The 14475-nt window shown below is 54.8% G+C and carries 16 protein-coding genes and 1 pseudogene; 8 read left to right on the top strand and 9 right to left on the bottom strand.

The window, feature by feature from the left end; translation table 11 throughout:
• The first annotated feature begins 132 nt into the window (after positions 1-132).
• The 5 genes from HZS81_RS17375 to HZS81_RS18320 all read left to right on the top strand — a co-directional run bounded on the left by HZS81_RS17375 (position 133) and on the right by HZS81_RS18320 (position 3427).
• On the top strand, positions 133-663 hold the full coding sequence (locus HZS81_RS17375) for a hypothetical protein (protein WP_179931783.1): 531 nt from the start codon (positions 133-135) through the stop codon (positions 661-663).
• Positions 664-793: 130 nt separating this feature from the next.
• Positions 794-2365, top strand: coding sequence for a transposase (locus tag HZS81_RS17380; protein WP_179931784.1), 1572 nt, complete (start codon positions 794-796; stop codon positions 2363-2365).
• Between the two features lie 209 nt (positions 2366-2574).
• On the top strand, positions 2575-2841 hold the full coding sequence (locus tag HZS81_RS17385) for a hypothetical protein (protein ID WP_179931785.1): 267 nt from the start codon (positions 2575-2577) through the stop codon (positions 2839-2841).
• A gap of 91 nt (positions 2842-2932) precedes the next feature.
• Positions 2933-3013, top strand: a complete 81-nt coding sequence (locus tag HZS81_RS18315; protein WP_422141845.1) for an ATP-binding protein — start codon at positions 2933-2935, stop codon at positions 3011-3013.
• Between the two features lie 171 nt (positions 3014-3184).
• Positions 3185-3427: a hypothetical protein gene (locus HZS81_RS18320; RefSeq protein WP_422141841.1), complete on the top strand. Its 243-nt coding sequence runs from the start codon at positions 3185-3187 to the stop codon at positions 3425-3427.
• Positions 3428-3533: 106 nt separating this feature from the next.
• Here the strand turns inward: HZS81_RS18320 and HZS81_RS17390 are convergent.
• Positions 3534-3771, bottom strand: a pseudogene (locus tag HZS81_RS17390) (Txe/YoeB family addiction module toxin).
• Positions 3772-4084: 313 nt separating this feature from the next.
• Here HZS81_RS17390 and HZS81_RS17395 point away from each other — a divergent pair.
• Positions 4085-4690, top strand: coding sequence for an outer membrane beta-barrel protein (locus HZS81_RS17395; RefSeq protein ID WP_179931786.1), 606 nt, complete (start codon positions 4085-4087; stop codon positions 4688-4690).
• A gap of 168 nt (positions 4691-4858) precedes the next feature.
• Here the strand turns inward: HZS81_RS17395 and HZS81_RS17400 are convergent, their stop codons facing one another.
• The 8 genes from HZS81_RS17400 to HZS81_RS17435 form a co-directional block, all read right to left on the bottom strand.
• Positions 4859-5530: an MFS transporter permease gene (locus HZS81_RS17400; protein WP_179931787.1), complete on the bottom strand. Its 672-nt coding sequence runs from the start codon at positions 5528-5530 to the stop codon at positions 4859-4861.
• Positions 5527-6486: an aldo/keto reductase gene (locus HZS81_RS17405; RefSeq protein WP_179931788.1), complete on the bottom strand. Its 960-nt coding sequence runs from the start codon at positions 6484-6486 to the stop codon at positions 5527-5529. Before HZS81_RS17405 ends, HZS81_RS17400 begins: the two co-directional genes overlap by 4 nt.
• Positions 6483-6896: a hypothetical protein gene (locus HZS81_RS17410; protein ID WP_179931789.1), complete on the bottom strand. Its 414-nt coding sequence runs from the start codon at positions 6894-6896 to the stop codon at positions 6483-6485. The genes HZS81_RS17405 and HZS81_RS17410 overlap by 4 nt, the downstream gene beginning before the upstream one ends.
• A gap of 334 nt (positions 6897-7230) precedes the next feature.
• Positions 7231-8613, bottom strand: coding sequence for a 2-oxoadipate dioxygenase/decarboxylase HglS (gene hglS / locus HZS81_RS17415; RefSeq protein WP_179931790.1), 1383 nt, complete (start codon positions 8611-8613; stop codon positions 7231-7233).
• A gap of 151 nt (positions 8614-8764) precedes the next feature.
• Entirely contained in the window at positions 8765-9586 is an 822-nt protein-coding gene (locus HZS81_RS17420; RefSeq protein WP_277815015.1) for a flagellin N-terminal helical domain-containing protein, read from the bottom strand.
• A gap of 151 nt (positions 9587-9737) precedes the next feature.
• Positions 9738-10802 (bottom strand): ABC transporter substrate-binding protein, encoded by a 1065-nt coding sequence (locus HZS81_RS17425; RefSeq protein ID WP_241697554.1) that lies wholly within the window; start codon positions 10800-10802, stop codon positions 9738-9740.
• Positions 10799-12226: a sensor histidine kinase N-terminal domain-containing protein gene (locus HZS81_RS17430; protein ID WP_179931791.1), complete on the bottom strand. Its 1428-nt coding sequence runs from the start codon at positions 12224-12226 to the stop codon at positions 10799-10801. The genes HZS81_RS17425 and HZS81_RS17430 overlap by 4 nt, the downstream gene beginning before the upstream one ends.
• Positions 12223-12891, bottom strand: a complete 669-nt coding sequence (locus HZS81_RS17435) for a response regulator (RefSeq protein WP_179931792.1) — start codon at positions 12889-12891, stop codon at positions 12223-12225. The genes HZS81_RS17430 and HZS81_RS17435 overlap by 4 nt, the downstream gene beginning before the upstream one ends.
• A 149-nt stretch (positions 12892-13040) precedes the next feature.
• Between HZS81_RS17435 and HZS81_RS17440 the strand changes: the two genes are divergently transcribed.
• Together HZS81_RS17440 and HZS81_RS17445 are read left to right on the top strand one after the other, a co-directional pair.
• The gene (locus tag HZS81_RS17440) at positions 13041-14024 is read left to right on the top strand and encodes a Bug family tripartite tricarboxylate transporter substrate binding protein (protein WP_179931793.1); all 984 of its coding nucleotides are present in this window, start codon (positions 13041-13043) and stop codon (positions 14022-14024) included.
• Positions 14021-14470, top strand: a complete 450-nt coding sequence (locus HZS81_RS17445; RefSeq protein WP_179931794.1) for a tripartite tricarboxylate transporter TctB family protein — start codon at positions 14021-14023, stop codon at positions 14468-14470. Before HZS81_RS17440 ends, HZS81_RS17445 begins: the two co-directional genes overlap by 4 nt.
• Positions 14471-14475: the final 5 nt, after the last annotated feature.

The following is a 14475-nucleotide window of genomic DNA, read 5'->3' on the forward strand; positions in this document are numbered from 1 at the left end:
ACAGTTTCACCCATGGCGAGTGGTCCTCTTGAATCGTGTTCTGCCAGGAACATATTGATTCTACAAGAGAAAACCGCTCGCCATCTTCGTTTTTAAGTCGGCCTCATGAATAAGCCGGGGTGAACTGAAGATATGATTCATGAATCTTGCTATTGGAAAGATGATCTTATCAAGCTAGCAAATAAGCTTGAGCGTAGGCTTATTCAAACCCGCTGGGGAGAAAAGAATTTCTATACTGTAGAAAAAGAAGTATTCATAGGGTTCTATTCCGTAAGGAAGCTAATCGAGTCTAAGAAAGTATCCGATTCATTGAAAATAAAAAACTATGAGGTGAAAGAATTTTCATATAAGGGCCACCCTGAATCGATTATGACTCATTTTAGAGAGGCTGATTATGATCTAAGCAAGGCAAAAATATCTACAATCACAATTATGCAGCTATGTAATCAGTTCATACACAGCCACCATTTTTTGCCGTTCCTACCTAATGGCAAAAATTTGATTGGATTCTTCTTTTGTTCTGATCACAAAAGAACTTCTTGTATATACTTAATAACCCTTTTTGACATAGTTGAGATATTCCGTACTATTGGTGGTAATTATCCTAGCAGCAAGCATATGAGGCGGTTGCCTAATGGAAAGTCGGTTACAAAAATTGAGTAAACACACAACAAAAATAGGCAGAAGGGCGCTCGCACACTCGCGCCTCTGTTGTTGGCGTTGAGCCTGTAGAAAAACTCCGCTGACGGCTAAGTTTTGGTAGGATCGAGGAAACAGACGAGGAGTGGTCAGCATGCCGCGCTTCAAGGCTTATAACTACGATCAGAACGCCATGGTGGTGATCAACTACCAAGATCAGCTCCAGCCAGGCACCTTTGAACACGCCGTACACTACCTGATTGAGCACAAGCTCGACTTATCCGTTTTCCATCCCAAGTATCGCAATGATGCGACCGGCCGACTGGCCTATGATCCGGCCATCCTGCTCAAGATCATCCTGTTTGCTTACTCAAAAGGCATCACCTCCAGCCGCGAGATGCAATGGTGTTGCGAGACCAACATCATTTTCAAAGCGCTTTCCTGCGATACCGTGCCCCACTTCACCACGCTGGCGAGCTTCGTCAGTCGCCATGCCGATGAGATTGAGGCGCTGTTCGAACAAGTGCTGCTGGTGTGCCATGAACAAGGCTTGCTGGGCAATGAACTCTTTGCGATTGACGGCTGCAAGATGTCCTCCAATGCCTCTAAGGAGTGGTCGGGTACGTTCAAAGAGTTGGGCGAGAAGCGGGAGAAACTGAGAGGCCTGATCCGGCATCACCTACTAGAGCACTACGCACGAGACGAGGCCGAAACGGAAGCCGACCTGGATCGGCACATTCGCCGAGCCAAGATGATCCTCTCGCTAGATACCGCCATGAACAAAGTGGACCACTTCCTAAAGACGCACAGTCCAAGGATGGGCCGGGGGAAGCGGATCAAGGAAGTGAAGAGCAACCTCACCGATAACGAAAGTGCCAAGATGACCACCAGTAAAGGCACGATCCAGGGCTATAACGGTGTCGCTAGGGTGGACAAAAAACACCAAATCATTATTGACGCTCAAGCCTTTGGTGAAGGCCAGGAACACCACACCTTGCAGCCCGTACTGGAAACGGTCGAAGCCCGTTTTAAGAAACTGGGCATTGCGGAAAACATCTACCAGAAAGGCACCGTCGTGACCGCGGATACCGGCTTTGCCAACGAAGCTAACATGAAGTACCTGCACGAACAGCAGATCAACGGCTACATCCCCGATAACCAGTTCCGCAGCCGAGATCCGAAGTTCGCTAACCAGAAAGACAAATACGGCAAGCGCCATCAGAACCTGCTGGACAAAGGCTGGCGAGAGACGACGCCAGCCAGCGCGTTCCAGTTTGATCCAGTAGAGCTAACGTGTATCTGCCCAATCGGCGAAAAGCTGACCTATCGCGGGCAACGGGAAACCGACAATGGCAAGATCCGGGTACACTTCGAAGGGCGTTTGCTGCAATGTCGGCATTGCCCAAAGAAATACCGATGCATGCAGAAACCGAGCTCTACCGACCATCGCAATGGTGCTGGGCGTCAAGTGTCTTTTATTGTTGAGAACAAGCGCTTACCGAATTACACCGACTGGATGAAGCACCGAGTCGATAGCCCCAGGGGCAAAGAAATCTACAGCCATCGCATGTCGGTCGTGGAGCCGGTGTTCGGCAATATTGGCACGACGAAAAGGCTGGACCGGTTCAGTCTGCGGGGTAAGAAAAAGGTGCAGGGTCAGTGGCGGTTATACTGCCTGGTGCATAACATTGAGAAGTTAGCGAATTATGGACAATTGCAGGCGTGAACGGGGGCAAATGCCCGAAAAGTGCGCCTTCATGAGCCGGTCAACGGTTAGTTCTTAGCGGCAGCACGATGAATCAATGTGGAAGTAAGCGAGTTAGGAAAATCGGCCAATTTGCTAGCCGAACAAATTAATTAAGGCAGCAGGCGGTAGAGAGATCGCTCGGGACTGGGTTTTTCTACAGCCTCGTTAATAAATAGAGGTAATAAAGTATGAAATTGATCATCTTTCTGACTTTATCTTTTTTGGTCTTTCTGTCCAGCAATGTATTTGCTAAGGATGACGAAAGATTTTGTAAATTGACGGAAGTTAAAGAAGGTAGGTGCGAAAAGGGTGATTTGTTGTACGTCCCTTCGCATATCTGGGCGATGAAGCTCTGTGATTTTGAAAAGAAAGTCGTTACATTTTCACGGGGCAAAGATCTCAATGGTATCGCAGTCTGTCATTACTATGGATATGAAAGAAAAATTAGACAATAGTCGCTTGCAGAGTAAAACCGTATAACAAGCGCGTCTTGTTGGGCTGACTTTCCGCTGCGCTGCGTTTTTTGTTGTCGGTGATAACAGCATTATGAGCCAGAAGTTCTTACTCACCGGTGGCCCTGGTGGTGGCAAATCCACACTCCTTGATGCTTTGGCAGAACAGGGCTAACGCGCGTTACCGGAGTCTGCTCGCCGCATCATCAAAGGGCGGTTGGCGGTGGAGCTGTCACTCGGCCAGACCCGGTCGATTTCGCTTAGGAAACCTTGAGAAAAGCACCTAAATGTCGCGGCCCACGAGCTTGCTACTTTCTTTGATCGTGCGTGGCTGGATGCGTTGTATATGCACGATGAGGAGAGTGCGTTGACACGGGCTGACATTGCCAACTATGTCGAAGCGTTCCCCTACAACCCCGTTGTCTTTCTTCTGCCGCCATGGGAAGACATTTACGGTACTGATTCAGAGCGTGATCAAACGTTTGAAGAGTCCGTCGAGGTATTTGGAGGTATGAAAAGGTGGTATTGCAAGGGGGATATGAAACGCTGGAAGTCCCAAGAGTCAATATTGATGACCGTGTTTTGTTAATTTTGCAGCACATACATGCCCCTAACAACCCACTGTTGGCGCACCATTTTTACGCCGCTTAGTGGCTCGTCTTAACTCAGGCGTTAAATCAGTAGTAATATCGGAGCTAGGCGATGAGCAAACTATCACCCGTGGCTTTATACACACATCCCGTGTTCTTCGTTGATTTGCCAAGACCAATAACCGGCGAGGCTGTGTTTAAGAGGCTCTGGTTTGCCGACACCTTCAAACGGCTCTCGCTTGGTCTCTTTGATTAGCTTGTTGATTCTGTTAAGAATCTTCTTGTCGGTTTTCTGCCAGTATAGATAATCTTCCCAGGCGTTCTCGGAAAAGATGAGCTTCATTCAAGAAGTTCCTTTTCCTGGCCATCACCTTGCTCAAGCTCTGCAACACGGCAATGCTCGCCATATTGATGAACCGTTTTTGGCTCTGAGCCGATGACCGAAACGCCTCTACCTTCCCGGTAGAGACGCTTTTTGCAACAAAAAATTTACCTCCCGTAACCGACGCCTCCTTGTTTTCGAACAGTGTTCTGCCTATGTTTGATACGTGTGAATCAAACGACTGTCACATTATGTGAATCAAGGCAGGATCGCCTTTCAATACCATGACGATTCATAGAATCTTTCATAGCAAGTCGTCACAAGGAGAATACACGTGAAACTCAGAACCCTACTTACCGCCTCGTTTGCCTATACCGCTCTGCTCGCCACGGCACCGTCGGCATTCGCCGCACCCAATGCTGATGGGCTCTATCTGGGCATCGGTACCGGTTTCAGCTCGCTGGAGAACGACGACGACGATGTCGACGATTTTATCTCCGATGGCGCTGAAGACTTTGATCTGGATGATGACGAAGACAACGTCTTTAAAGGTTTCGTGGGCTACGAATTCAATCCTTATTTCGCTACCGAAATCTTCTATGCCGATCTTGGTCGTACGCGCCTAGAGGGTAACAGTGGCGCCAATACCGATTTGGAATCCAGCGCCTACGGGGCGAGTCTGGTCGGTCAATTGCCCATCACCTCCTGGTTTACCGCCTTCGCCAAGGCCGGTGTGGCCAAGTGGGAAACCGACGTCGACGGTAATCTTGGCGGTGCTAGCGTTGATCTTGAAGATCAGGATGGCACCGATCCGGTCTACGGTGTCGGCGCGCAGTTTAACTTCGACCCCTTCCTGGTCCGTGCCGAATACGAGCGCTACGACTTCGATAGCGACTATCAGATCGACACCTTTACCGCGTCAGCCGGTTTCCGCTTCTAAACGTCAATTTGTATTGCCATGTACGATATCAGCGCCGGGGCTCGCCCCGGCGCTACCGTTGGCAGATACAGTAAACGTGGAGAGTCGATCTTCTGAGATAACTTTTTTTAGATCGAAAGCAGGGCGATCCAAGTTCCAACGCGCAACGCGTGGGATTTTTACTATGCACTATCGCTTGGATTTGATGCTTTTCCAAACAAGCCCAACCAGCGCGATCGACAACACGGCGATCAGCACGGCGGCGTTCGTCGAATCCAGCACCTGCAGGGTCAGGGCTGAAACGACCAGCCAGAGCGCTGGAATAACGACGGCGATCCAGAGGCCGAACCCCCTGAGCATGATAAGTACCAGGCCCAGCGTGGTCACCGCCGTGGGGTCGGCATGAATGCCGAACACTTCCGCCTGGTACCAGGAGCCGCCGCTCAGTGGCGCCATCAGCGGCATGATGATCAGGCCGAAGAGGGTGATGGCGATGCCTATCGCAACAGGTGGGTTTGTTGCGCGTGGCGCGTTATCCATTCCCCATCCCGTTAGTGCCATCAATGTCAGCAACACGGCTTGGGCGATGAAGGCGTTGCCAACATAGCCCCCGGCCCAGTTGAGTTCTGCATAGCGCTGAAAGAAAAACGCGATGGCGACGAAGGCCCAGAGCGGGGCGGGTAGCAGGCAGGCGAGTCGTGTGCGGTGTTTCAGTGCCAGCACAAGGGTGACGGCGCCGAGCCCTAGGGTCAGCAGATGCAGCGGCCAGAAGGTTTCGCCCATGCGCTCCAGTAGGCGAAAGTAAACCTCCGCGGTGAAGGGAATAAAGTCCTGTAGTCGGTAGCTTGTCCACTCGTTCATAGCGACTCGATATAGGCGGCCATCCGCTTTCGGGCATCGGCCGAAGGCATGGGGGCGTGGCCGGCGCGCATATTCTCGCGCAGGTGCTCGACCTGGGTGGTGGCGGGTATTGCGCAGGTTAACGCCGGGTGGCTGACGATGAATTTCAGCAGGAAGTCCGCCCAGGTGTTGCAGCCGCATTCCTCGTTGGCCCACTCGGGCAATGGATCGTCACGCCGCTTGAGGTTCTTGATCAGGCTGCCGCCATCGTAAGGCCGATTGGCGATCACGCCGATGCCCCGTTCTTCTGCCAGGGGCAGTAACCGGTTTTCAGCCTCGCGGTGGGTGATGTTGTAGGTGAGCTGAATGAAGTCGATATCCTCTGACGTCATGATCTGCTCGATCTCGCTGTGGCGGCGTCCGTGGGAGGTGGTGATGCCGATATGGCGGATGGTGCCTTCGGCTTTCATCTCCTGCAGCGCTGCCAGGTGCTCGCGCCAGTCGGTCAGGTTGTGTACCTGCACCAGATCGAACTGCTCCACCTGCCAGCGGTCTTCAAGCTCGGCTACCTGCTCGCGGGCGGAACCACCGGCGGGGCTCCAGACCTTCTCTGCGGCAAACAGGCTCTCGGGCGTGCCCAACTGCTCCAAGGCATAGCCCATCACGTCCGGCGCCGAGCCATACATGGGCGAAGAGTCGATCAGGCCACCGCCATGTTCAAAGAATGCTTTGACCACCTCGGTACGCGCATCGAGCAACTCTGGGTCGTTGCCGACATTGAACGTGCGCCAGGTGCCCATGCCGATAACGGGCAGCGTTTTGTCCGTGCCCGCAAAGGTCTTCTGTTGCATCCCGACCGTGTTGGCAAGAAGTGGCGCGATTGGGAGCGTCATGGCGGCGAGCGTAGCGCCGATGAGCGTAAGGCTTTGTCTGCGCGTGATGCGATGCTTGATACGATGTTTGATGAGAGGGTTCATAGCGGTCGCTCCTTCAGGTTTTTTTGAATCGGCACCGTGGCAGCCAACACCAGCACAAAACATGTCAGCACAAATACCTTATTCACAAACCAGTTGGTGCGCCAGATCGACCACTCCGGGTCGGCGAGAAAACGGGCGAACAGGGTACAGATGATGAGGATTTCAATGACCGACATGCCCACCGCCAAGGCACGCGTATAGCGAGGCCGTTCGAGCAGCGCCCAGCCGAGCCAGACGTGCGCCAGTGGCCATAGATCCCAATAGATATACCGCCCCCAGGGCTCGACGTATGCCAGCGCGTAACCCATGGGAAACAGGTATTTGATGAACAGCGTCCACGCGGCGAGGATAAACAGCAGGTGGGCGAGAAAGCGGATCCAGGCATTTGGTTGTGGGGCGGGCAGTGACATGACTGCGCTCCTGTCCTGGGTTGACGAGGCTCCGGATCAGGCGTAGATGATCACCTCGGTAGTCTTGATCATGGTGGTGACGTTGGTCTGGCGCCCGGTATAGCGCTTTTGGGTAGCTTGACTACGCTGTTATATCGAAGCCGGTACGATGCCATCCAACAAGTCTTCCTTATAACCTGAATGACATGACGCTGGATGCGCCTTTCGCGGCGATTTGTGGCTATCACCACGCCTCTGGCAAACCCATCCATTTAATTGGCGTGGAGTTTTCAAGCGTTCAGCGCCAGATTGTGGCCTCTGATATGGAGACGCTGGTTTAGTCACTCGACCTTTTTTATGCCGTGCTATTAGATCCACTAACTTTCAAACCCGCCAATACACTCGCTTTCGAGGCCCGCTCGCGCTCAGCATAGAGCGATAGCTCGTCGGTTACCGGAGCACCCAGCGCGTCTTCAAAGGCATCACGATTAGCGTTACCCGCATAGGCCTCGTTCTGCCCTCCCCCTAGGTTAGATTGGAAGATACCCGCCGCGCTGACCGGTAGAAAATCTTCATAGGTAATCGGCTGGGCTTCCACTAGGCCCTGCGCGATTAACGCATCAATATCGGCACTACCAGCGTCTTTAGCGGCCTGCCCTTTCTCGGTCAGATGATAGTGAAAATATGCTAACGCCTCACGGCGCATTGCCTCGTCGTTATCAGGGAACTTGGCGAATACGTTTTTCATAACCGTTTGGTGCGCGTCGTTATCCAGCCCTGCGGTTTGCTTGCGACCTTTAGTAAGCAACTGGTCGTAAAGCGCACGGCCTTTCGGCGTTAGCGCCACTCCACGCTGCTCAATTTCACCAAAGCGCGCCGTGTGAGTACCTTGGGCATCCCCGGCAAAGCGGATTGATTCTTCTAACGCCTTAAAGCTGGTTTGGCGCAACAAAATGGGGCATTCACGACGCGGTGGCCCTTCAATCACAGCTTTGGGGTTCATGCCCATTTCAGGCATGCGGCGCTGTACTTCGTCGATATCCAAGGTGCGTGGCGTCAGGTGATTAATATGCGGCCCACGGAAGCACACCACATCGGCAATCAACCGGTGCTCATCATGTAGCGCTTGATAGGTATCCAGATCGACCGTCGCATCCTGGTGCCAACGGAAGGTTTCCAGGGCTTCTTTTACGAACTGGTCGGCCTCTTCGCTGGTCAGCCCACCCTGGGTTTCGTGCCGCTCAATGAGTTTCCGTGCGCCCAGGGTAAAGATATCGCGCTTCGCCAGAATCTCTTCTGAACGTTGGCGTAGTGTCTCGCTTTCAATGAGTTCTAAACGCAGTAGTGAGGTAAAAACGCGAAAAGGATTACGCGCCAGCGCTTCATCGTCGATAGGACGAAAAGCCGTCGAGTGAACCGGCACCCCCGCCTCAGACAGATCGTAATAGCCGACCGGATACATGCCCATCACGGCAAACAGGCGACGCAACATGGAAAGTTCTGCGGCGGTTCCCACGCGGATCGCCCCGTGGCGCTCTACACTCAAACGCGCCAATTCACCCTGTGCTTCCAGGCGGCGATGCAGTTCGGGCTGTTGGCTAAGCGTTTCTTGGTTAACGCGCTCGACAAGTTCAAGCAGCGTGCCGTACTGCGGCACTTCGGCTTGATACATGGCCGACATGGCCTTAGAGAAACGGTCGCGCACCTCATCGGTGGGAAGCAGTATTGTTTGGGTCATTTTGCGCTCTCTCTAGCGGTAGAGTTCTTGATGATCCAATGAACTATAGAAGTTATCCGTTGCTAGTAGCCAGGGAGTTTCTTCAGCCATTCATCCGGGAGCAGGCTCATAACCATCAAGCTGCTTAAGCAAGCAAGCGACGTCAGGATATCTACAACCCTTCCAGCAGGCGCAGAATCATCTGCGGCTGCTGATTGGCCTGGGCCAAAATAGCGATGCCTACCTGATGCAGAATTTGGGCACGAATAAGGTTGGAAACTTCCTGGGCGTAATCGGCATCCTGAATGCGCGACCGAGCGGCAGAGGTGTTAATGATGTTGGTGTTGAGCCCATCGATCACGCTTTCAAAGCGATTTTGCACGGCGCCCATATAGCTGCGCTGGCGATCTACGCGCTTAATAGCGTCATCCATGGCGGTTAGCGGGTTTTCTGTCGCGCTGCCATCATCGAGTACACTAAAATCCTCCAGGCCTAGCGCCTGCAAACTCATACCTTCGAAACGAACCACGATGCTATCGCCATCGTTAGCGCCGACCTGGATATTTAACGATTTTGACTCGTTAATCAGCTCAATGCCGTTGAAGCTACTCCCGCCAGCGATGCGGTCGATCTCTTCTAAGCGTTGGTCAATTTCGTCCTGAATAGAGACAAGGTCATCAGAAGAATTTGTGCCGTTAGCCGCTTGGACACTCAGCTCACGGATGCGCTGCAGGTTGTCGTTAATTTGGTCGAGCGAGCCTTCCGCCGTTTGCACCATGGAGATGCCATCATTGGTGTTGCGGATCGCCTGGTTCATACCGCTGATTTGGGCCGTCATACGGTTAGCAATTGCCTGACCGGCGGGGTCATCCTTGGCACTATTAATGCGCAACCCGGAAGAGAGGCGCTGCATTGCGGTCTGCATGGCTTGCTGACTGCCGCGCAGATTATTCTGCACGATAAGCGACATCACATTGGTATTTAGGCTAAACAACGCACACCTCCGGAGGAAGTTAGCCCACTCAAAATCCTGCGGCTGTAACGCTATTATCGGCTCTTAGGCAAAAATCATGAGCGCTTTCTTGTCTCAAGGGTAAAGAAGCATAAGCAAGACATCTAAGTCGCGCCTACTCACGAGCGGCCTTTCACTTTCCATCATCACGTCTAAACTCCCGCCGCCAGCGGTCCAGGAAGGCGTTGCGGCGCTGTGGATCGACAAACGCTAGCAGGGAGGCATTGAGAGGAATCGGATAGAGTCGCTCACCCGCCTGGTCGCGCAAGCGCTGGGCGGTGTAGGGACCGATAATACCGGGTAGCACACTGAATAAAGGGGTTTTGCCCGCCAACACCCGTTGCCCTTCTCGGCTGAGCAGGAAGTTGACGAAGGCTTCGGCGGCTTGCGGATTCGGCGCGTCTCGATGAACAAACGCCATGCGCATGATCACCAGCGAATAATCCTGGGGCAGTTGCACGATTACCTCAGGATGCTCTTGGGCCCAGACCATCGCATAAGAGCCCAGCAAGTTGTAACCGAGCCAATAGCGGCCCTCACTGATGCCTTCCAGCATGTCACGCGTGTTGCTCTCCAGTTGCGCATCGACCCGCCCCATACCCACCACCAGATCCCAGAAGCGTGCTGAATAGCGAGCATCCTGCTGAAACAGGGTATAACCAATCCCGCTGGTCAACGGTGAATAGGTGGTCACTTTTCCCCGCAACAGATCGTGCTGGGTGCTGAGCAAGGTGTTCAGGTCGGCATGGGTGCGAGGCGGCAGCATGTGTTTCGATAGATCGAGTCGGTAGGCCATGACGATGGGCTCGAAGGTAAAGCCAAAGACTTCGTCGCGCCATTTGGCCCAAGTTGGCCAGTTCCGGGTCTGCGGCGAGTCCACAGGCCGCGCATAGCCCTCGTTAACGCGAGCCATCTGCCAAGGCATGGCCGAGCTTATCACCACATCCAGGGCTGGCCTGCCAGCGGCGACAAGGTCATTAACCTCCAGCGTGGAGCGGTCGCGAAAGTCCAGCTCAATGTCCGGATGATTCACTTGAAAAGCCTCAAGTAAGGGGGCCACCACCTCGCGATCCAACGCTGCCTCAACCACCAGCGGGCTGGCAAACGCCGACAGTGGACTTCCGAGGATCAACAGCCACACCAGCACACAGGTTTGCCTGACCAAGCGGCATGCAAGTAATGGAGACAGCATTTTCATGGCGCTTGCTCATTTTCGTGGCGTGGTTGATAGGGTGGCGGATAGAGCGGCAGGTACAGCTTTACCATTAATCCATGGGGCTCGAGAGTCTCCAGCAGCAACCGAGCGCCGAAGTGCTGAGCGATGGAGTCGACAATGGCCAGCCCTAGCCCAGAGCCGTCGGTGCCCTGTCGGCCGCCGCGTTCGAAGGGGCGCAACAATTGATGGCAGGCTTCATAGGTCACTCCTGGCCCGTTGTCTTCAACAAACATTAACGCTTCATCGCCCTGTCGTTTCACCCCCACGGTAATCTGACTGCCAGGTGGCGTATAGCGCAAGGCGTTGTCGATGAGGTTGCCTAGCACTTCACGAATCGCCCATGCGTCGGCGCGCACCCAAAGCGGCTCTGGGGGTAGCTCGGCCAGGCCGAGATCGTGCTGGCTTGCAACCTGCCTCCCCGCCCAGTCGAGCAGGGTCTCGCGCAACACGCTATTTAGATCGACCAGCTCGACCGCTTCGCTCTCACCCGTGTGGCGAAGTCGCGCGAGGCTAAGTAACTGGCTGGCGAGTCGACTGGTGCGCTCGGCGCTATCATGCATGGTGACCAGCGCAGTGTGCCATTGAGCGGGGTCAGCGCTCTGCAGGGCCAACTCGCTTGTGCTTTGCAGCCCCGCTAGCGGCGTTTTGAGTTGATGGCTGGCATCGGCGGTGAAGCGCAATAGCGATTCCCGGCTTTGCCGTTGGCGGGCGAAGAGATGGTCCAGGGTGTCGGCTAGTTCGCGCATTTCCTCGGGGACTCGAGTGTCAAGCGGACGCATGTCGTCGGCCTCGCGACGGCGCAATAAATGCCGTAAGCGACGCATCGGCGCCAAGGCCACCCGCATCGTCAATATCATCAAGACACCCGCCAGCAGTACCATTGCCACGAAGTGGCCAACGCTACGCTCGAACAGCTCTCCGGCAAGCGCCTTGCGGCCTTTTCGAGTGTGCCCTACCCATATCTGAACCGGCTCATGGGTGATCCAGCCTGCCGAATCGTACTCACGACCGTAGAGACGCCAGGACGTATCATCGAACGTCGTCGTCACCGCCAAAGGCTCGTTTGCGACCTGCGCGCGCCACGCCGGCATGATGGTAAAAGGCATGTTGGCAGACACCGGCTCGCCGTCGGTAGTGAGCATGGCGTAAAAAACCCGCTCCTGTTGCTGCGTGGCCAGTATCTGCAGCGCCGCAGCGGGCACTTCCATCACTGGCTCACTCTCTTCCCATTGCACAGCTTCGGCGATGGTTAACGCCGCTGACTCAAGCTGGCTATCAAAGGCCTGCTGTGACGCACGATGTGCGCTGCGCCAAGCTTCGACCATCAATAACACGCCCAAACCGGTCACCGTCACCAGCAACCAGACCGCCAATCGTCGCTTGAGTGAGCCGGTCGTCTCGATCACTCGCTGACTTCCTCTAGCCGGTAGCCAAGCCCGCGGAAGGTGCGAATCTTTAGCCCGGTGCCCTGCAGACGCTTGCGCAGTCGGCTGACATACACCTCCAAGGCATTGGGGCCGACTTCGTCAAATCCGAACAGGCGGCGTTCGAGAGACTCCCGGGGGGCGATGCTACCAGCATGCAACAACAGCCCCTCGACCAGTAAAAGCTCACGGCGGGGCAGCTCTATAGGCTTGTCGTTTAATGCAGCGGTGCCGGTAGCCGGGTCCAAAGAAAGGCTTGCAAAGCGTAGTCGGTTATCGCTGCGGTACTGACTTCGCCTTAATAGTGCTCGTACCCGTGCCTCTAGCTCCGCCAAAGAGAAAGGTTTGGCGAGATAGTCATCGGCGCCCAGGTCGAGACCGCTGATGCGGTCATCGACACCATCACGGGCCGTTATTATCAGCACCGGGGTGATATCACCGCGCTTCCGAAGCGCCGCCAATAAATTGAGGCCATCGCCATCGGGCAGGCCAAGATCCAGCAGCACGAGATCGAAGCGGTCATGACTAAGCGCCGCCTGCGCCTCGGCGTAGGTAGCGAACACCTCAACCGTATTGCCCAACGGCGAGAGCGCTCGTTCCAGGGCGCTCGCGATGAGGCTGTCATCTTCGATAACCAGTAGGCGCATTCGACTAATGTCTCACTCAATGAGGTGCAAGATGACAGGTTGATGAAAGGTAGCAAGCCTAGCATCGTCCTGGCTATCGCCAAGATGGCATACGAAGTGATTTCTCGCATCTCGCAACACACCTTACAACAAGAGCACAGGAGTACGTCATGAGGATCAATACAGCCATCCGCTACGTGTCCGGCATCACCGTGTTGGGCAGCGCTTTACTCATGGGACAGGTACAGGCTAATGAGGACACCGAATGTATCGCCCCCGCCAAGCCGGGCGGCGGCTACGACCTGACCTGCCGGCTGGCGGCCAATGCCCTGCTGGAAACGGGCCTGATCGACAAGCCGATGATGGTGAGCTATATGCCGGGCGGCATTGGTGCCGTGGCCTACAACCACGTCATCGGCGTGCGTAACGACGACCCCAACCTGATTGTTGCCGCCAGCACTGGCGCCGCCGTCAATCTGGCGCTCGGCAAGTTTGGCCAATACGACGCCGACGAAGTGCGCTGGTTAGGCGCGCTGGGTGCTGACTATGGCGCTATTGTGGTCAACGACGACGCACCTTGGCAGAACCTCGACCAGCTCATGGAAGATCTTCAAACGCAGCCTGGTGAGATCGTCTTCGGCGCTGGTGGCACCGTGGGCAGCCAGGACTGGATGAAAGCAGCGCTAACAGCCAAAGCAGTAGATATTTCGCCACGCGATCTTCGCTATGTAGCGTTTGAGGGCGGTGGCGAGTCACTGGCGGCACTGCTGGGAGACCACATCCAGGTCTTCACCGGCGATATGTCCGAGCTGCGTCCGCATCTGGAAAGCGGCACAGTACGCGTCCTCGCTTCGTTGTCCGAAGAGCGCTTGGGCGGGCCCTACGCCGACATCCCCACTGCCGCCGAGCAAGGCTATGATGTTCAGTGGCCGATCTGGCGCGGCTACTATATGGGCCCGGATGTCAGCGACGAGGCCTATCAGGCGTGGGTAGACAAGCTCGAAACACTCTCCGAGGAAGAGGCGTTCGCCGAGCTGCGCGATGCGCGTGGGCTGTTCCCGATGTCGCGTTTTGGGGACGACTTTGACGGCTACGTTAAAGACCAGGTCACCCAGTTCAAGCAACTCGCCGAAGAAGTAGGTCTGACGCAATGAAGATAGCCGCCGACCGTGTCCTGGGATTTGCCCTGATCGGTCTGGCGGCGTTTTTCGCCGTCCAGGCCGCCAATCTGCATATCCCTATCAGTTACGAGCCCGTAGGGCCCAAGGCCTTTCCCATCGTTCTGTCGATCGTATTGGCACTGTTGTCACTGGTATTGGTATTCCGTCCGGGTGAGAACGGTCATTTTCCGGACAAGGCCCTGATCGTGAAGCTGTTGGCGGTGCTGGGTGTATTAGTGATCTATGCACTGCTGTTCACACAGCTCGGCTTCATCATCACCACATTTTTTGCGGTTCTGGCACTGACCAAGCTGTTCGAAGCAACCTGGCGCAAGGCGCTGATCGCCAGCGTTGTGATGGCGGTAGGTAGTTACTACCTATTCACTCAAGGGCTGGGGATTTCCTTGCCAAGCGGCTACTGGCTGGCCGATTTCATTTGAGGAGC

Source organism: Vreelandella salicampi, assembly GCF_013415105.1.
GTDB classification, from domain to species: Bacteria; Pseudomonadota; Gammaproteobacteria; order Pseudomonadales; family Halomonadaceae; genus Vreelandella; species Vreelandella salicampi.